An 18312-nucleotide genomic window follows, 5' to 3' on the forward strand; every position below is an offset into this window, starting at 1 on the left:
AGAAGCGGGGTGAACACCGTGTACGCCAACTCCGCGAATGTCGCAGAGCGTAGGCTCGCACCGCCGTCGTTGGCCATATCCACGGTGATTTTCGCCCTCCGCCCGAGCGAAAGCTCCGGCCGCCCGACGCTGTGGCTGCCGTTGGTGCGCCGCATCCGCGAACCGTTCAAGGACATGTGGGCGCTCCCCGGCGGTCCCTTGCAGCATGATGAGTCCCTCCAGGATGCAGCTTCGAGGAACCTCCGCGAAACAACCGGGTTGGCGCCTCAATACCTCGAGCAGCTCTACGCTTTCGGCGGCCTGCACCGCTCTCCTGCCCAACGTGTTGTCTCGATCGTCTACTGGGCGTTGGTGCAGCCCACGGAAGCCGCACTGGCGGACGAGTCAGAGAACGTCCGTTGGTTCCGGGCTGACAGGCTTGCCGAATTGGCCTTCGACCACAACGCGATCGTCGACTACGCCCTATGGCGGCTGCGCAACAAGATGGCCTACGGGTCCATCGCCTATCACTTGCTGGGGGAGTTCTTCACCCTGGCCCAGGTCCGCGAAGTCTATGAGGCTGTCCTGGACCGCCAGCTGGATCCGGCGAACTTTCGCCGGCAAATCAAGGGAACACCGGAAATCGAGGAAACCGGTGAATACCTTCAGGGCGGAAAACACCGCCCGCCACGCCTCTACCGCTTCACCGGCACGCCCGGACTCGGGCCAGACAACAGGAGTACACCATGAGCAGCGTCAACACAGCTATTCAGCTGATCACGCGGGAGGAAGCCGAGAGTGGCCGTTCCGCGGCGGGCTCAACGTGCAGCCCTGCTCTGGCCAAGGGCCCGTGGGAGTACGACCTCGCAGAGACCCTGGCCGGCATTCCGGCCTACGGTCCCGGCGCTTCCAGCTCCGACGACGCCCCAAAGGCCACCCCCCGGCAGGGCCAATTGCCTGAAGAATACAAGTTGGCCAGCGACGCCGAGCTCGACGCCCGGATCCGCGCCGCCAAGGAGACGCTGGGGGAGCGGGCCGTTATTCTGGGCCACTTCTACCAGCGCGACGAAGTTGTCCAGTATGCGGATTTCGTGGGCGACTCCTTCCAACTGGCCAACGCGGCCCTGACCAAGCCCGACGCCGAGGCCATCATCTTCTGCGGTGTGCACTTCATGGCAGAGACTGCAGACATTCTCTCCAGCGAGAACCAGGCCGTGGTCCTGCCGAACCTGGCCGCCGGTTGCTCCATGGCAGACATGGCGGACGAGGACTCGGTGGAGGAATGCTGGGAGCAGCTCGAAGAGATCTTCGGGACCGCACCTGATTCCGAAGGCAGGGCCCCGGTCATCCCGGTGACCTACATGAACTCGTCAGCCGCATTGAAGGCCTTCTGCGGCCGAAATGGCGGCATCGTCTGCACGTCCTCCAACGCCAAGACCGTGCTTGAATGGGCTTTCGAACGCGGCCAGCGGGTGCTTTTCTTCCCTGACCAGCACTTGGGCCGCAACACTGCCAAAGCCCTTGGCGTGCCGCTGGAGCAGATGCCTATGTGGAACCCGAGCAAGGAGCTCGGCGGAAACGATGAGCAGACCCTGCTGGATTCCCGCGTCATCCTCTGGCACGGCTTCTGCTCCGTCCACAAGCGCTTCAACGTGGGCCAGATCGAGAAGGCCCGTGCCGAATTCCCCGGCGTGAACGTCATTGTGCACCCCGAATGCCCTATGGAAGTTGTTGACGCGGCGGACGGGGCAGGCTCCACCGACTTCATCAAGAAGGCCATCGCCGCCGCAACCGAGCCCACCACCTTCGCAATCGGGACCGAGATCAACATGGTGAACCGTTTGGCGGCCGAGAACCCCCAGCACACCATCTTCTGCCTGGACCCGGTGATCTGCCCTTGCTCCACGATGTACCGCATCCACCCCGGCTATCTCGCCTGGGTGCTTGAAGAATTGGTGGAGGGCCGCGTGGTCAACCGCATCACGGTAGACGATTCGGTCAAGGACAACGCCAAGATCGCCCTCGAACGCATGCTTGCAGCCCGGCCGCTCTAGGCCCACCCCGTATCAACCAGTCGAATTGAGCCTGATATGACTGCAGAACGCTTTCCCGGTGCTAGGGCGCCGCGGCGACTCATCGTCGTCGGCAGCGGCATCGCCGGACTCTATTCCGCACTGCTTGCCGCTGAGGCCGGTGTGGACGTCGTCCTGCTCAGCAAAGGCGCGCTGGCAGACAGCAACACCTTCTTCGCGCAAGGCGGGATTTCGGCAGTGCTCGAGGAGCCCGCCCCCGGGGATACCGTTGCCGCGCACATTGCGGATACCCTCAAGGCCGGCGGAGGCCACTGCAACGAGGAAGCCGTGCGGGTGCTGTGCACCGAAGCGCGCCTCGACATCATGGGGCTTGAGCGTTTTGGTGTCCGTTTCGACGCGGACGACGACGGCGATCCCGCCTTGGGGCTCGAAGCCGCCCACTCGGCTCCGAGGATCCTGCACGCCGGCGGAGACGCCACCGGCGCCGGAATTGCGAAGGCACTCATCCTCTCAGTCCTTGACGCGCAGGCCGCCGGGAAACTCCAGGTGCTGGGACACGCACAGGCCACCGGCTTGATCGAGTCTGAGGGACAGGTTGCAGGCGTTGAATTCCAGCGGAACGGGCGCCTTGAGGCTCTACACGGCGATGCCGTGCTGCTTGCCACTGGTGGAGCGGGACAGCTATTTGCCCGGAGCACCAATCCCTCGGTTGCAACGGCCGACGGGCTCGCGCTCGCGTGGCGGGCAGGAGCGGAGCTCGCGGACCTCGAGTTCTTCCAGTTCCACCCCACGAGCATGGTGCTGCCAGCTGCTGCAGGCCCGGCGGCCGCCGGCGCCGATCCCCTCCTGATCTCCGAAGCTGTCCGCGGTGAAGGCGCCATCTTGGTGGACGCCAAGGGCGAACGATTCATGCCGGCCTACCACCCCGACGCCGAACTTGCTCCGCGCGACGTCGTCTCCCGCAGCATCGCCCTCCACTTGGCTTCACTTGGCGATCCCAACGGCCATGTCTTCCTTGACGCCCGGGTGGTCGAAGCAGCCAAGGGGCAAGGTTTCCTCGAGAAACGATTCCCCACCATCAGCGCCCGGACCCGCGAAGCCGGCGTCGACTGGACCCGTCAGCCCGTTGCGGTTGCCCCGGCCGCCCATTACTGGATGGGAGGCGTCGTCACCGATCTGTACGGCCGCACCTCCGTGCCCGGGCTGCTTGCGGCCGGCGAAGTGGCGTGCACCGGTGTCCAGGGCGCGAACCGCCTCGCCAGCAACTCCTTGCTCGAAGGACTCGTGTTCGGGCGGCGGGCTGTTGAAGGGTTTCTTGGCGAGGTGCAGTCCAACAGCGGGGAGACCGACTCGCTGGTTCCCTCGGCGCCTGCGCTCCGGTCTCACGCCGGCGAACGCCTCGCAAGCTCGGCGGCCGGCATGGACCTGCACGCAACAACGGCGCTTTCGGGAACCACCGAGCCGGCCGGGGCGCTTTCGTGGCAGCCTGAACTTGTCCCCGAGCCCTTCAGCCGTACCGCCCTTCGTCGGCTGATGACTGCCAAGGCCGGGGTTCTCCGGACTGGGGGGCTGCTCCGGGAGGCTGCTGAGGCACTCAACGCCTGGGCCGACGTCGTGCTTCCTGAGAACGTGCCGGACTCGGCGGATTCCTTGGTGCACGAGGACGCCAATTTGCTCCTGGCGGCGCAACTGTTGGTGCAAGCTGCCGGGGCACGGCGGGGGTCGCTGGGCGCGCACTACCGGAGCGACGCCGTCGAAACCCCACTTGAAGAACCGAATCAGAGATACACCATCCGCCGGAAAGCGAGCCTCGTCAATGACTAGCCTGACCCTCCCCGCAGCACCCGTCCGGGACATTCTGGAGCGGGCCTTCGCGGAGGACGCGCCGAACGGGGACATCACTTCGCAACTGCTGATCCCCGCCGAAGCCCGGGCCACCGCCGTGCTCAATGCGCGCGTTCCCGGGGTCTTCAGCGGCGGAACCGTGTTCCGGGACGCCATGCTGCTCATCGACCCGGACACCGAAGTGGAGCTGCTGCTCGCCGACGGTGAAGCGTTCGACGCCGGAACCCACCTCGCGCGGGTCAGCGGCCGCGCCCGCTCCGTGCTGCTCGCCGAACGCGTCGGGCTCAACCTGGCCCAGCGCATGAGCGCCATTGCCACCAAGACCTCGGAGTTCGTGAAGCTGGTCGAAGGCACCAAGGCCCGGATCACAGACACCCGTAAGACAACGCCAGGGCTGCGGGTATTGGAACGCTACGCCGTCCGCTGCGGCGGGGGAGCCAACCACCGCTACAGCCTGTCTGATGCGGTCCTGGCCAAGGACAACCACTTAGCCGTGATGACCGGGGGCGATTCCGCTAAACTCACCGCACTGCTCGCGGCTGCCAAGGCACAACTGGGCCACACTACGCATTTCGAGGTGGAAGTAGACAGTGCCGAGCAGATCGAACCAGTCCTCGCGGCGGGCGTCGACACGATCATGCTGGACAACTTCTCCCTTGAGGAGCTCCGTGCCGGCGTGGAGCAGGTGGCCGGGCGCGCCATCGTCGAGGCAAGCGGCAACGTCAATGTCAACACCGTGGCGGACATCGCGGCGGCAGGGGTGGATGTCATTTCCATCGGCGGACTCACGCACAGTGTTGCGGCGCTGGACTTGGGCCTGGACGTGACGCTGGACGTGGGCGTTTCCCCAGGCCTGGGCTGACGCCATGATTTTCCTCGACGCTGCGGCCACCACTCCCGTCCGCAGGGAAGTCCTCGAAGCGATGTGGCCCTACTTGACGGGCGAGTTCGGCAATCCTTCAAGCCATCACAGCCTCGGCGAGGCAGCTGCGAACGCGTTGTCCGGCGCGCGTGCGGCAGTTGCGGAGATCCTGGGCTGCCGGCCGGGCGAGATCACCTTCACCTCCGGCGGCACGGAAGCAGACAATTTGGCCGTGAAGGGAATCGCCCTCGCAAGGCGGTCGGCGGATCCGGCCCTGAATCGCGTTGTCATCAGCGCTATCGAACACCCCGCCGTCGAGGAATCCGCACACTACCTGCAACGCGTCCATGGATTCGACGTGGACCTGGTCCCCGTGGACAGGTACGGAGTCGTGACCCCTGAGGCGCTCCGGTCAACCCTCCGTCCGGAAACTGCCCTCGTCAGCATCATGTATGCCAACAACGAGATCGGGACGGTGCAGCACGTGCGGCAGCTCGCGGAGGTGGCCGCCGAACATGGCGTGCCGTTCCATACGGACGCTGTCCAGGCCGCCGGCTGGCTGCCCATCGCCGTCAAGGAACTGGGCGTCGACGCACTGAGTATTTCCGGCCACAAACTCGGCGCGCCCAAGGGCAGCGGCGTTCTTTATGCCAAGGGAAGGCTCAGGATCGAGCCGGTAGTCCACGGAGGTGGCCAGGAGCGGGGGCGACGCTCTGGAACCGAAAACGTGGCAGGTGCCGTTGCGCTGGCCACGGCATTGACCCTTGCCGACGCTGAACAATCCGGATTGGCTGAACAGTCGGGAGTCGCCGGCCGGGTCTCTGAGCTGCGGGATGCCTTCATTGGGACGGTCCTTGAAACAGTGCCCGGAGCTGTTCTCACGGGCCACCCCTCGCGGCGGCTGCCATCCATCGCGTCCTTCTGTTTCCCCGGCACCAGCGGAGAATCCGTCCTGCTGGAACTTGAGCGGCTTGGCGTGGTCTGTTCGAGCGGATCGGCATGCGCCGCGGGATCGGATGCGCCGTCTCCAGTCCTGCTGGCGTTGGGCATTGAGCCCGAGGTTGCCCAGACCGCTGTCCGCTTCAGCTTCAACTCCACGGTGACCTCAGCGGAACTGGAGGAGGCCGCGCAAGCCGTGGCTGCCGCCGTCGGGAGCGTGCAGGGACTCGGTCGCCGCTGACTGTCCCCTGCCCAACTGACTGGCAGCAACTGTCGTTTTGCGGGCTCTAAGCGACAACAAGTGCGAGTCAGTTGGGGATTCGACGGCTGGTCAGACGTGCCGCGCCCGACGGAAAATCCAGTGCCGCAGCATGGAGAAGCGCACGGCCGTGGCGAAGAATCCGGACAGCGTGGTGGTCCAGAGGTCCTCGGTCAGCGTGGCATCGGGCCGGAACGCATGCAGCACACCCAGGCTCCCTCCCGTGATGACCAGGGCCACCGCGATCACGATCAGCCCGTTCAGATGGTCCCGGGTCCTCTTCCGGTTGCCGGTAATTTTGAAGGTCAGCCGCCGGTTCAGTGCTGTATTCATGAGCGACGTGATGATCAGCGCTGCGGCGTTGGCCAGCTGGGGTCCCATCCACGGCCGGAACAGTGCGTACAGGGCCAGCGACGTCGCCGTGCAGATGATTCCGACGCCGGTGAAACGGATCAGCTGCCGGACCACCGGATAGCGCAGGATACCTTTGCGACGCTTGCTAGTGAGCGTTCTCGAAAGGGACGTCTGCCGCAGCTCAGTGGTGGGCGCAGCAGAAGAGTCCATGGCTCAAGCCTGTCATATCACGCCGGGGATTTCTCCCAGGATGCAGCTTTGACAGGGTTGGTCAGCTCTCCGATGCCCTCAACGCGGCAGGTCACAACGTCTCCCGGCGCGATCCGGGCGCACTCAGCCGGGAAGCCGGTGAGCACCAGATCGCCGGGGTGCAAAGTCATGAAGGAGCTGAGGTAGACAAGGATTTCGTCCACCTTCCAGCCGAGGTCAGCGGAGCTGGCCGTCCGTAATTCCTTGCCGTTGTGCACGATGCCGATCGAAAGATCACGGTCGTCGAGGTCCGTGACGACCCAGGGTCCTGCCGGAGTAAAGGTGTCCTGGCTTTTGGCCCTGATCCACAGTTCGTCCGTTTTCTGCAGGTCCCGTGCAGAGACGTCATTTCCAATCGTGAAACCGAGGATAGCGTCGCGGGCATTCTCAGGTGTCAGTCCGCGGACTTTGCGCCCGACGACGACCGTCAGTTCCGCTTCCGGGTCCACGTAGCCGACCGCAGAGGCGAGCTCGATGGCCTCGCCCGGTCCGATGACACTTGTGGCGGCCTTGTGGAACGCTTGCGCGGGCAGGTCCCGGCCCGGCTGGCCAGTGTTGTGTGCCATGCCGAGGACGTTGGCGGGAACAGACGGGGCCAGGAACGTGAACGTGTCCTCCAGGACCTCCGCGCCCCTGTGCCACCCAGGTCGCTCCCCGCTGCTGCCGTTTGCCGGCGAATCCGCGAACGGGCTCTCCACCACGGTCCAGGTGCGGCCTGCCGCCGAAGCGAAATCGACGGCGTTGTTCGCCACGAAGAATTGTTCGTCCGGAGTGGCGGGGGAGAGGGGGCGGACGCGGGCGATCCGGCGTGCACGTGGGGAAGTCATGAAGACATCCTACGTCCTCGTCGGACGATTACGGGTTTGGTACGCGACGGCGTGCGGCTGGCTCCGCAGGAGGTGCCGTTCTTGCAGCTAGAGGGGCAGGTAGAGCTCTCCGACCGGGATGTCCGCGGCCAGGCGATTCGCCGGTCCGGCCAGGGGGCAGGCCCAGGCCTCGTTGTACGCGCAGGACGGGTTGTAGGCGAAGTTGAAGTCGAGGACAAACTCCTGCGTTTGCCCGGATCCTCGAAGGCCGTGGAAAGCGCCCTTGATGGTGTCCAACAGGTATCGGCCGGCACCGTAGCTTCCTCCCGGCTTACCGGCCGTGGCGTCGCGGAAGGGGACGAAGATGCCGCCGCCATAGCTGCGGAGGCGCCACACGGCCAGCGAACCAAGCTCGTCGAGATCGAAGGTGCCAAGGCGGACGAATGGCACTACGCCGTCCGTTCCGGTCTGGACGTTCATCTCCTGCCCCGCGCCTTCAGGAGACAAAGCAGCATAGCGGCGGAACCGGGGGTTGTAGTCCGCGGTGCGCAGGCCGGCGAAAGCTTGCTTGCTAGCGGGCGTCAAGGCCGACGCCGGGTGGGTTCCGAACATACGGTCCCGTTCCTGGCGCCAATAGACATGGGCCTGGAAGGGATCGCTCACCGCAATCTTCCGGACGTCGTCGTACAAGGCAAACGTACGCAAGCGCCAATCTGCGATGTCCACGGCGGAGATTCCCGCCGCACTGTTTTCGTCCTCGTCAAACTGATCTGGAGCCATGCGTCCAGCCTAGTCCTACGGCGCGGGGCTCAGGCGCTCGCCGAACGCTCTGCGGGTTTGGACTCGCGAAACGCCGACCGGGACAGGCGGGGAGCGACGGGGCGCCACTAGGCTGGTGCGCATGAGAGCGAAGCGGACCCCGTTGAAGTTTTCAGTCGCCGTCGTGGGAGCGCTCGTTGTGGTGTCCGCGGCTGGCTGCAGTTCCGAGGGCAAAGGCGGAGCCGTCTGGACGGCCGGGTCCACCAGTGCCGCGCCGGGCACCACGGCGCCGTCGGACGCGGGTACGGCCCCGCCGTCGGGCACTTCCGCTGCTTCGGGGACCCCCTCCGCGGGAAGTACGGCGACGGCGGGCGCTACGGCCTCGGCGTGGAAGACGTATTCGGATGCGGCCAAGAAGATCAGCTTCGATCTTCCAAGCGACTGGATCGCGCAATCGGTCACGCCCGACGCCGGCTCCTTGCCGGGCGCCCTCAAGATCGTGGTCAAGAACGCCAAGGGAGGGTATATGGCGACGCTGCACACCGGGCTGCCCGAAGCGAGCCCAGCCGACTGTAGTCCGGCCGCCAAGCGGCCTTATGTGGTAGTCAGCAGCGTCCCGATTGACCTGCCCCATGCGGATGGCGATTCCACGATTCCTCCGCACGTGGTGTTCAGGGTCATTCAGGGCTACAAGTTCTTCGGTTCGTATGGCATCACCAACATGGTGGCCGGAACTGATGGCCAGGCCTGCCAACTCCGGAATCTCGTGGTGGGGCCCGCAGGAAAAGGCAACTACTACTTTGGCGACATGGCCGCCGTGCACGCTTTTTCAACGGACGAAGTCGTTGCGCCGGCGAAGTCCTTCGACACCCTTGACCAAGCTGCCAAGTACGTCGATCAGAGTTCGGAATTCGCCAACGTCCAGCGGATGCTACTGTCTCTGAAGATCAATCTGTAGAACCACGATTGACACACACAGATCGGCGACAGCGGGGGGTTGTCTAGCCGCAACACTCCGGAGATCCATGGAACGCAACGTTGCTGCGCAGCTCGTTTTCAAGACCGTCGCCAACACGAAGGTGGCGATGGCAATCGCCGTCGCCACCAATCCAGGCTACGAATCGTTGACCGAAGAGTTGTCCGTCACCGTGGAAGGCGACGCTGTTCCGCTCACTGAGCTGACGGACCATCATGGTGGACGTTTCCACTACATGGAGTTCGCCGAACCCAGCGAAGTCACGGTGGATTACCGGGCCTCGGTGAAGGGCGTTGGCCTCCCCGATGAGTCCTCGCGGATGGAACTCATCCGTTATGTGCGGCCCAGCCGTTATGCCGAGTCCGATCGGCTGCTTCCGACGTCGTACGCCGAGTTCGGGGGGCTGCACGGCGGGGAACTGTTGCAAGCCATCCGGAACTGGGTCCACGACGAACTGCGTTATATCAGTGGATCCTCCCGGGGGACAGATGGCGCGGTGGAAACGCTCCTGCACCGCAAAGGTGTTTGCCGGGACTTCGCCCACCTTGCCATTGCCCTCCTCCGCTCCAAGGACGTCCCCGCCCGGCTCGCCGCCGTATATGCCCCCGGGTTGAGCCCGATGGACTTCCATGCCGTGGCCGAGGCTCACATCGACGGAACCTGGTACGTGATCGACCCCACCGGGCTGGCTCCTCGGGAGTCCATGCTCCGCATCACGGCCGGCCGCGATTCCTCGGACACTGCGTTCCTGTCCACGGTGGGCGGAAGCTTGTCCTTGAAGAGCTTGAAGGTCACAGCGGTAGTGGCCGACGAACTGCCGGATGAGGATCCGGCAAAGCTCGTCGTTCTACGCTAGAAGCCGTACGGCCGCCTACTTGTGTGCCACGAACGCTTGCAGTTTTTCGGTCAACCGGAGAAGCTCACGCTGTTCCTCGGCCGTCAGGGCCGGAGCCACAAGCTCGGCGATGTCTCGGATGTGCTCACGGCCGATCTCTTTCTGCAGTTCCTGACCTGCTTCAGTAAGCCCAAGAAGGATCCCACGGCCGTCGTCGGGGGCGATGCTGCGTTCGACGAGTCCGCGCTTCTCCAACCTGTCAACCAAGCGGCTCAGGCTCGATTGGCTGAGCAGGACATGATCGTTGATCTCGTTCAACCGCAGTTTGCCCGTGGGGCAGCGGGAGAGCGTGAACAGGACGTCGTACTCCTTGATGGGGAGTTTCTTGAACGCCTGTCCGGCTTGGAGCCGGCGCATCACCGCAACCTGGGAGCGGAACAAGGACTCCCAGGTTTCTGCGGCGAGGCGCACGGCCGACGAGGTGGGCGCCTTGGTGCTCACGCCGACCTCCCGGCGGGATCGGTCACATCATCGCTGGAGGAAGCGGCCAAGGAAGCGGCAACGCGCGACGCGTGGGTAGGTGCGTCAGGCACGTGGGCGGGCTTGCGGTCCGCGAACTCCTTGCGCAGGACCGGAAGGACTTCTTCGCCGAAGAGATCCAGCTGCTCCAGCACGGTCTTGAGCGGCAATCCGGCGTGGTCCACCAGGAACAGCTGCCGCTGGTAATCGCCGAAGTACTCGCGGAAAGTCAGCGTCTTCTCGATGACTTCCTGCGGGCTGCCCACAGTCAGGGGTGTCTGGGAGGTGAAGTCTTCCAAGGAAGGCCCGTGGCCATAGACCGGAGCATTATCGAAGTAGGGGCGGAATTCCTTCACCGCATCCTGGGAGTTCTTGCGCATGAAGAACTGCCCACCGAGACCCACGATGGCCTGGTCTGCCTTGCCATGGCCGTAGTGCTCGTAGCGTTCGCGGTACAGGCCGATCAGCTGCTGGTAGTGCTCCTTGGGCCAGAAAATGTTGTTGGCGAAGAAGCCGTCGCCATAGTACGCGGCAAGTTCCGCGATCTGGGGACTGCGGATGGAGCCGTGCCAGACGAAGGGCGCGACGCCGTCGAGCGGGCGGGGTGTGGACGTGAAGTTCTGCAGCGGGGTGCGGTATTTGCCACTCCAGTTGACGGTGTCCTCATCCCAGAGGCGGCGCAGCAGGGAGTAGTTCTCCACGGCGAGTTCGATTCCGTCCTGGATGTTCTTGCCGAACCAGGGGTAAACCGGAGCCGTGTTGCCTCGGCCCATGATGAGGTCCACGCGGCCGTCCGCCAGGTGCTGGAGCATGGCGAAGTCTTCGGCGATCTTCACGGGATCGTTCGTGGTGATCAGCGTGGTGGAGGTGGACAGCGTGATGCGTTCCGTCTGCGCCGCAATGTAGGCCAAGGTGGTGGTGGGGGAGGAGGAGAAGAAGGGGCGGTTGTGGTGCTCGCCGATCGCATAGACATCCATCCCGATCTCTTCGACCTTTTTGGCAATGGCCACGGCGGCCTTGATGCGCTCGTTCTCCGTGGGGGTATGGCCAGTGGTGGGGTCAGTGGTGATGTCGCTGACGCTGAATACGCCGATCTCCATGATGTGCCTTTCTGCCTGTCCGGTTGGTGTCCGGGCTCTGCCAACAGTCTACCTCAAGATAGATGCATTTGCATGTATCGCTGGTTGTAACAAGGCAAGGCAAGATTTTGTTCCCTGCGTGTTGCCTTACTCGGCGGGGCCGGAAGCCGATCGGCGGCCGGTTACCCTGGGGGCCATCCCGGTGGTCCAGTCCAGGTGGTCTGCCTGGCCATGGCCGGCCGTGCCATCCTTCGGGACGTCGGGACGCTGCGTGAGTGCCTTGAGCAGCGCCTTCTTCTCGCGCCGGCCTTCGACCAATTTGTAGAGCACCGGCACCAGGACGAGGGTCAGTGCCGTGGACGAGACGAGGCCTCCGATGACCACAATGGCCAGTGGCCGGGAAATGAAGCCGCCGCCACCCGTGATGCCCAGGGCCATGGGGGTGAGGGCGAAAACGGTGGCGAGGGCGGTCATCAGGATGGGACGCAGCCGCTGACGGGCGCCGTGGGTGATGGCTTCTGCCACACTCATTCCGGCGCCGCCGCCGTGTGGCTTGCGGTACTGGTTGATGAGGTCGATCAGCACAATCGCATTGGTCACCACGATTCCCACCAACATCAGCATGCCGATGAGGGACGGCAGCCCGAGCGGGACGCCCGTGACCAGGAGCAACGCGATGGCACCTGTCGCCGCGAAAGGCACGGAGACCAGCAGGATAAGGGGCTGGATGAGGGACTTGAAGGCGGCAACCATGATGACATACACAATGGCGACGGCGGCCAGGAGAGCGAGGCCGAGTTGCCGGAACGAGTCCGCCTGCTGCGTTGTTGCGCCGCCGATCGCGGCAGTGACGCCAGCAGGCAGCTGCACGGAGTCGAGCCGATCACGGACGGCCGTGCTGACGGCACCAAGATTGGAGCCCGACGGCGTCACGGTCACCTTCGCGCTCCGCTGGCCGTTGCTGCTGGTGATGGACACAGGCGTGTCCACTTGGTCCACGGAAGCGATGCTGGACAGCGGAACCGGTCCTGACGCTGTCGGGAGGTTGATGGCCCTGACATCGGCGATACTGCTGAAATGTGTGCCTTCGCCGATTTGGACTGGAAAATCCGTGGTGTCGATACGGACCGTGCCTGCAGGTACGGGACTGACGGTGGACGCCAAGACTCCCGCCACTTGTTCCTCGTTCAGCCCGGCGGCGACGGCTTTGGCTCGATCGACCCTAACTTGCACTACGGACTGGCTGGCATCCAGGTTGGTGGCTACCTCGGAGCTCCCGGGTACCCCGTCCATGGCCTTCGCCACAGCGTCGCTCGCAGTTTTCATATCAGCGGCGTTGGCGGCGTTGATGGTGATGTCCACGGTGGAAGACGTGCCCAGGCCGCCCTGTTGGGCGCCAACAGTGACCTTTCCTGCGGCCGTGGCGCTTGCGAGCCGGGACCGGACCGTGTCCTGCAGTTTCTGCTGGTCGGCTTTTTCGTCCGTCACCACCGTGAATGTCGAGTTCGACGCACCACTTGACGTGAGGGCCGCGAAACCTGTCTGGGCGTTGCCTGACGTTACCTGTACGTCCTTGATGCCGTCGATCCCGCGCAGGACCGATTCCACCTGGGCAGCGGCGGCGCCAGTCTGCTCCAGGCTGGTACCGGCGGGAAGAACCTGGCGCACGGTCATGCTGTTCTGGCCGGAGCTGCCCAGTAGGTCTGTGGCCAGCAGCGGGGACATGGCTGCTGTTCCACCCAACACCAGGACCGCGGCGACGATCGTCACGACCGGGTGCTTCTGGGTCTTGGCCAGGATGGGCAAGTATCCGCGCTGCAGCAGGCTGCGCTGCTCTGCCTCGTGCGCAGCGGCAACTGCGCGCTCGGCGGCACGGGCGTCATTGGCGGCGGCCAGAGATGGCGACTTGAGGAACCAATAGGCCAGCACCGGAACGATGGTGAGCGACACAAGCAAAGAGGACAGCAGGGCGATGGTCACCGTCAGGGCGAAGGGGCGGAACAGCTCGCCCGCCAGATTGCCCACGAACGCGATCGGCAGGAAAACGGCTACCGTCGTAAGGGTGGACGCCGTGATGGCCCCCGCAACTTCCCGGATGGAATTGAGGATTGCCGCGAGCTTGTGTTCTCCATAGCTGAGGTGCCGTTTGATGTTCTCGATCACCACGATCGAGTCGTCCACCACGCGGCCGATGGCAATCGTCAACGCGCCCAGGGTAAGGATGTTCAGCGAGTAGTGGGTTGCCGATATTCCGATGAACGTGATCAGGAGGGACAGGGGAATGGACACCGCCGTCACCAAGGTGGAACGAACGGACATCAGGAACACAAGGATGACGGCTACGGCGAAGCCCAGTCCAAGTAGCCCCTCCGTGGTGAGGTCCTTGATCGATTTTTCGATGTACGGGGCTTGGTCGAACACGGGGGTGAAGTGCGCATTGGAGCCGAGTTCAGCCTCCATCCGGGAGAGCGAATCCTTGACGGCGTGCGAAATGGCAACCGTATCGCCGTCGGGCTTCTTCGTCACGGACAGCGCCAGTGTCGGCTTCCCGTTGGTGCGCGTAATGGAGGTCGCGGCGTCGTCCTTGATGCTCACATCCGCGACGGTGCCGATGGTGGTACCGCCCTTGGCCCCGGCCAGCGGCAAGCCCTTGATGACATCGAGGGAGTCCACCGGGCTGCCGATCTGGAGGGACAAGGTCTTGCCTTGGTCCTCGATGGTCCCGGCGGGAACCAGCGTGCCGTTGTTCTTGAGGGCGTTTGTGAGCGACTGGACCGTGGCGCCGGTTGCCGCCATGGCCTGGGCCTTGGGCTGGATCAGGATGTGCTGGGTTGCACCCCCGGTCACGTCGGCGCTGCGGACGCCGTCCAGCTTCTGCAACCGGGGAACGCTGAGCCGCTGAAGGTCCGTGTTGAGCTCACTCAGCGGCTTGTCCGAAGACACGGCCAAAAACACGATAGGGAAGTCGCTGATGCTGCCGGCAAAGGACCTGGGCTCTACATTGGCCGGCAGCACCCGTTTCGCGTTGGAGATGGCGCGATCAATCTGGTTGCGCGCACGGTCCAGGTTCGAACCGTAGGTGAACACCATGGTGATCTGCGAAACGCCGTTCCGCGATGTCGACGTGGTCGATTGCAAGCCCTCGACGCTGTTCAAGGCTGTTTCGAGGGGCCGGCTGAGTTGCTTGTCGACGACTTCCGGAGACGCACCCGGCATGGCCGTGATCACCGAAATCTGCGGAAACTCGATCGAGGGAATGAGTTCCTGCTTGAGTGAGGACATGGTGATCACGCCGAACACCGCAGCGAAAACGGTGATCAGCGCGATCAATGCCCTGTTCGCCAGTGAAAGCCTTGCCAGACGGAACATTGCACTGTCTCCTGGGATCTACGGTCTGTCTCGTGTCTCGAACTGGCCGCAGCCCGGACTGTTACTAGTGCTGGACGGCGTTGGCGGCCTCGAGTTGGAGCGAACGGGCAGTGCTCGCTTCAAGTTCCGCAGCAAGTTCAGGGCTGTCGTTCAGCTTGACGCCGTAGCCCGGCATCATTTCCTTGAGCTTCGATTGCCAGCCCTTGAAGTTCTTCGGGAAGGATCGCTGCAGCATCTCGATCATGATCGGGACTGCAGTGGATGCACCAGGCGATGCGCCGAGCAGTGCGCCGATGGAGCCGTCGCGAGCCGTGATGACCTCGGTGCCGAACTGCAGCACGCCGCCCTTTCGGGAGTCCTTCTTGATGATCTGCACGCGCTGGCCCGCTGTGATCAGCTCCCAGTTGCCGCCGTCGGCCTGGGGGTAGTACTCGCGGAGGGACTCCACCTTTGCATCGTGGCGCTTGGCCACTTCCTTGATCAGGTAAGCGGTCAAGTCCATGTTGTCCTTGGCCACGGCGAGCATCGGGATGATGTTGCTCGGACGGATCGACAGCGGCAAGTCAAGGTAGCTGCTGGTCTTAAGGAAATTCGTGGAGAAACCGGCGTACGGGCCGAAGAGCAGGGAGCGCTTGCCGTTGACGTAGCGGGTGTCGAGGTGCGGCACGGACATTGGCGGGGCGCCTACAGAGGCCTGGCCGTACACTTTGGCGCTGTGCTGGCTGGCGATGGCCTCGTCGGTGCAGCGGAAGAACTGGCCCGAGACCGGGAAACCGCCGTAGCCCTTGCTCTCCGGGATGCCGGATGCCTGCAGCAGGTGGAGTGCCCCACCGCCGGCGCCGACAAAGACGAACTTGGCGTGGATCTGGCCGTGTTCGCCGGAAGCGGGGTGCTTGAGCGAAAGGTCCCAGCCGCCGTCGGAGGCTTTGCGGACATTGGTGACGTCGTGGCCGTAATTGACTTCAACGCCGTTGTTGGCGAGGTAGCCGGTCAGCTCGCGGGTCAAGGCCCCGAAGTCGACGTCGGTGCCTTCCGCTGCGCGGGTGGCGGCCACGCGCTGCTTGGCGTCGCGGCCCTTGACGATCAGGGGAGCCCACTTGGCGATCTGTGCCTGGTCTTCCGTGTATTCCATGCTGCGGAAGAGCGTGTTGGGCTTGAGAGCTTCGTAACGGGTCTTGAGGAAGTCTGCGTGCTTGTCGCCGATGACAAAGCTCATATGCGGAACGGTATTGATGAAGCCCTTGGGGGAACCGATCAACTTGTTGTCCACCAAGTGGGACCAAAACTGCCGGGAAAGCTGGAATTGCTCGTTGATGTGCAGGGCCTTGGACGGGTCAACAGAGCCGTCCTTCGCTGCGGGGGAGTAATTAAGCTCACAGAGCGCTGCGTGTCCGGTTCCCGCGTTGTTCCACGGTCCGGAGCTTTCCAGGCCGGCTTCGTCGAGTCGCTCAAAGAGGGAGATGGTCCAGCTGGGTTCGAGTTGCTTGATGAACGCACCAAGGGTTGCGCTCATGATTCCGCCCCCAATAAGGACGACGTCAGCGTGGTGTGTCTTGGAAATGAAGGTCACGATCAATCTCCGATAGCGGCGGCACTGGCTGTCACAGAATATCCCCGCGTGGGCGCATAACTGAAATTGCGGCGGCCCGTCAAGACTTCAGGCGAACGTTTGTAAAAACTTCGTTTAAGACGGGCGATGCAGGGTACTTCTCGACGCGGTCGGAGAGAGCCAGGGCCGAGATGGGGAACGCGATGGGGACCGCCGGGACGGTTGCGGCAATTTGGGCATTGATGGTCTGGTACTGGGAGTTGCGGTCGGAACCGTCAGGGAGCCCACGGGCGCGGTCGATTTTCGAGAACACCTGCGGATCGCTGTAGCCGAACTCGCCGTTGTTCTCACCAAAAAGAGTGCCCACGAAGTTGTCCGGATCTGAATAGGCGCCATTCCAGCCAAGCAGGTGGAGCGCATGATCGCCCGGCGATTGGACCTTCTGGAGGTAGCCGTCGTCCCAGCTCACAGGCATCGGTTTGATGTTGAGCCCGACGGCGGTCAGTTCGGCGCTGATCTCCGCGTAGATCTTTTCCGGGGTGGGCATGTAGGCGCGGGTGACGTTGAGCGGGTAGTAGAACTTGAGTTCTTCGCCCTTGTAGCCGGATTTAGCGAGCAACTGCTTGGCTTTGTCCGGGTCGTACCCGAGCGCCGGAGCATTGTTGTTGAATCCGCTCAGCTTGGGCGGAACGAACTGGGATGCCGGTGACGTGTTGTCGATAAAGAACTTATGAATGAGGGTCTCTTTGTCGATGGCCATTTCGATTGCCTGGCGGACTCCAAGATTCTGAAGAGGACCCACGGACTCGTTCATTCCCAGGTACATCACTGAGAACGGATCCCGTTGGACGATCTGCATGCCCTTCTTGACCAGTTGGTCGAAGGTTCCGGCGGTGACGAGGTCGTAGCCGTCGATTGTGCCTGCCAGCAGGGCCTGAAGGCGAGCTTGCGGATGGTCGAACGGAATGAAGTTGACTGTGGCTATCTGTCCGCGGTCGCCCCAGTAACCCTTGTAACTCGTGAGGGTGATGCGATCCGGGCTCCACGAGGAGAAGACGTACGGGCCGGTGCCGACGGGATGGGAGGCGTACGACGACGCCGGTTGCCCTGCCAGTTTCTTGTCCAGCACGTTCGCGGTGCCTTCGGTCATCGCTTTGGGGGATGACATTGCGAAAGCAGGCAGTGTCAAGGCTTGGAGAAATCCGGTGAAGGGCTTCGCCAAGTTGATCTGGACGTGGTCGGCAGAGATCGCCTTGCAGCTCTTGAATAAGGAGAGAGTGGCGTCGTCCGAGAAGGACTTGAAGACGCTCTTGAAAGGGATACCTGGCACTTGTTGGCGCACGGTTGCCGGAAGGTTGAACCAACGGTTGAAGTTGCTGCACACTGCCGCGGCATCAAAGGCTGTTCCGTCGTGGAAAAAGACTTTTGTGCGCAGCGTGAAGTCGTAGCTCAGTCCGTCATTTCCTTGGGACCACGCCGTGGCCAGAAGAGGCGTCGGTTGCCCGGTGGAAGCATCCACGCCCACAAGGCCTTCCATTACTTGCCGAGTGACGCGATAGGACTCCGAGTCGTTCGTCAGGGCGGGATCGAGTCCAAGCGGCATCGACGGGGTGCCGAAGTTGAACGTCTTGCTCGGCTCCGGCGGTACATCGCCCGCGGCCGATGTTGACGTTGCAGGACCAGGGGATACCGTGCACGAGGTCAAGGCCACGGCCAGAAGGCCTGCGCCGATTTGTAGCGTGACACGGCGAAGCTTGCTGCTTACCACTCTTGTCCCCTCAAGGCAGTTGGACGGGCGAAGGCCCGTGGCAGCCGGACCGCAGTCCAGTCTAGTTCAGGGGCCTGAGTCCTGGCTGAAAACGCGGAAGTGCCCCGGTCAAGGACCGGGGCACTTCCGACA

15 protein-coding genes are annotated in these 18312 nt (G+C 63.6%); 7 read left to right on the forward strand and 8 right to left on the reverse strand.

The window, feature by feature from the left end:
• Positions 1–9 precede the first annotated feature (9 nt).
• From OW521_RS19980 to OW521_RS20000, 5 genes are read left to right on the forward strand one after another with little or no spacing between them, the layout of a single operon-like run.
• On the forward strand, positions 10–729 hold the full coding sequence (locus OW521_RS19980; protein WP_268021273.1) for an NUDIX hydrolase: 720 nt from the start codon (positions 10–12) through the stop codon (positions 727–729).
• Positions 726–2033 (forward strand): quinolinate synthase NadA, encoded by a 1308-nt coding sequence (gene nadA / locus OW521_RS19985; protein ID WP_268021274.1) that lies wholly within the window; start codon positions 726–728, stop codon positions 2031–2033. The genes OW521_RS19980 and nadA overlap by 4 nt, the downstream gene beginning before the upstream one ends.
• A 36-nt stretch (positions 2034–2069) precedes the next feature.
• The gene (gene nadB / locus OW521_RS19990) at positions 2070–3836 is read left to right on the forward strand and encodes an L-aspartate oxidase (RefSeq protein WP_268021275.1); all 1767 of its coding nucleotides are present in this window, start codon (positions 2070–2072) and stop codon (positions 3834–3836) included.
• Positions 3829–4719, forward strand: coding sequence for a carboxylating nicotinate-nucleotide diphosphorylase (nadC, locus tag OW521_RS19995; protein WP_268021276.1), 891 nt, complete (start codon positions 3829–3831; stop codon positions 4717–4719). Before nadB ends, nadC begins: the two co-directional genes overlap by 8 nt.
• 4 nt (positions 4720–4723) lie before the next feature.
• On the forward strand, positions 4724–5899 hold the full coding sequence (locus OW521_RS20000) for a cysteine desulfurase family protein (RefSeq protein WP_268021277.1): 1176 nt from the start codon (positions 4724–4726) through the stop codon (positions 5897–5899).
• A gap of 90 nt (positions 5900–5989) precedes the next feature.
• On the opposite strand, the gene OW521_RS20005 is transcribed toward OW521_RS20000, so the two are convergent.
• The 3 genes from OW521_RS20005 to OW521_RS20015 all read right to left on the reverse strand — a co-directional run bounded on the left by OW521_RS20005 (position 5990) and on the right by OW521_RS20015 (position 8106).
• Positions 5990–6481, reverse strand: coding sequence for a GtrA family protein (locus tag OW521_RS20005; protein ID WP_268021278.1), 492 nt, complete (start codon positions 6479–6481; stop codon positions 5990–5992).
• A 17-nt stretch (positions 6482–6498) separates the two neighbouring features.
• On the reverse strand, positions 6499–7347 hold the full coding sequence (locus tag OW521_RS20010; RefSeq protein ID WP_268021279.1) for a fumarylacetoacetate hydrolase family protein: 849 nt from the start codon (positions 7345–7347) through the stop codon (positions 6499–6501).
• Between the two features lie 87 nt (positions 7348–7434).
• Positions 7435–8106: a DUF1684 domain-containing protein gene (locus OW521_RS20015; RefSeq protein ID WP_268021280.1), complete on the reverse strand. Its 672-nt coding sequence runs from the start codon at positions 8104–8106 to the stop codon at positions 7435–7437.
• Between the two features lie 142 nt (positions 8107–8248).
• Between OW521_RS20015 and OW521_RS20020 the strand changes: the two genes are divergently transcribed.
• Positions 8249–9043: a hypothetical protein gene (locus OW521_RS20020; RefSeq protein WP_268021281.1), complete on the forward strand. Its 795-nt coding sequence runs from the start codon at positions 8249–8251 to the stop codon at positions 9041–9043.
• Positions 9044–9110: 67 nt separating this feature from the next.
• Positions 9111–9917, forward strand: coding sequence for a transglutaminase-like domain-containing protein (locus tag OW521_RS20025; RefSeq protein WP_268021282.1), 807 nt, complete (start codon positions 9111–9113; stop codon positions 9915–9917).
• Between the two features lie 15 nt (positions 9918–9932).
• Here OW521_RS20025 and OW521_RS20030 read toward each other — a convergent pair whose 3' ends face one another.
• The 5 genes from OW521_RS20030 to OW521_RS20050 form a co-directional block, all read right to left on the reverse strand.
• Entirely contained in the window at positions 9933–10397 is a 465-nt protein-coding gene (locus OW521_RS20030) for a MarR family winged helix-turn-helix transcriptional regulator (RefSeq protein WP_268021283.1), read from the reverse strand.
• Positions 10394–11515, reverse strand: coding sequence for an LLM class flavin-dependent oxidoreductase (locus OW521_RS20035; RefSeq protein WP_268021284.1), 1122 nt, complete (start codon positions 11513–11515; stop codon positions 10394–10396). Before OW521_RS20035 ends, OW521_RS20030 begins: the two co-directional genes overlap by 4 nt.
• A gap of 126 nt (positions 11516–11641) precedes the next feature.
• Positions 11642–14863, reverse strand: coding sequence for an efflux RND transporter permease subunit (locus OW521_RS20040; protein ID WP_268021285.1), 3222 nt, complete (start codon positions 14861–14863; stop codon positions 11642–11644).
• A gap of 64 nt (positions 14864–14927) precedes the next feature.
• Positions 14928–16433, reverse strand: a complete 1506-nt coding sequence (locus tag OW521_RS20045; protein ID WP_268021286.1) for a malate:quinone oxidoreductase — start codon at positions 16431–16433, stop codon at positions 14928–14930.
• 79 nt (positions 16434–16512) lie between these two features.
• Positions 16513–18180 (reverse strand): ABC transporter substrate-binding protein, encoded by a 1668-nt coding sequence (locus tag OW521_RS20050; RefSeq protein ID WP_268021287.1) that lies wholly within the window; start codon positions 18178–18180, stop codon positions 16513–16515.
• Positions 18181–18312: the final 132 nt, after the last annotated feature.

This window comes from Arthrobacter sp. MMS18-M83 (assembly GCF_026683955.1).
In the GTDB taxonomy this organism is placed as follows: domain Bacteria; phylum Actinomycetota; class Actinomycetes; order Actinomycetales; family Micrococcaceae; genus Arthrobacter.

Coding starts and splice junctions, on each gene's coding strand:
- nadA (WP_268021274.1), top strand. CDS start 726: ATGAGCAGCGTCAACACAGCTATTCAGCTGATCACGCGGGAGGAAGCC.
- nadB (WP_268021275.1), top strand. CDS start 2,070: ATGACTGCAGAACGCTTTCCCGGTGCTAGGGCGCCGCGGCGACTCATC.
- nadC (WP_268021276.1), top strand. CDS start 3,829: ATGACTAGCCTGACCCTCCCCGCAGCACCCGTCCGGGACATTCTGGAG.
- OW521_RS20000 (WP_268021277.1), top strand. CDS start 4,724: ATGATTTTCCTCGACGCTGCGGCCACCACTCCCGTCCGCAGGGAAGTC.
- OW521_RS20005 (WP_268021278.1), bottom strand. CDS start 6,481: ATGGACTCTTCTGCTGCGCCCACCACTGAGCTGCGGCAGACGTCCCTT.
- OW521_RS20010 (WP_268021279.1), bottom strand. CDS start 7,347: ATGACTTCCCCACGTGCACGCCGGATCGCCCGCGTCCGCCCCCTCTCC.
- OW521_RS20015 (WP_268021280.1), bottom strand. CDS start 8,106: ATGGCTCCAGATCAGTTTGACGAGGACGAAAACAGTGCGGCGGGAATC.
- OW521_RS20025 (WP_268021282.1), top strand. CDS start 9,111: ATGGAACGCAACGTTGCTGCGCAGCTCGTTTTCAAGACCGTCGCCAAC.
- OW521_RS20035 (WP_268021284.1), bottom strand. CDS start 11,515: ATGGAGATCGGCGTATTCAGCGTCAGCGACATCACCACTGACCCCACC.
- OW521_RS20040 (WP_268021285.1), bottom strand. CDS start 14,863: ATGTTCCGTCTGGCAAGGCTTTCACTGGCGAACAGGGCATTGATCGCG.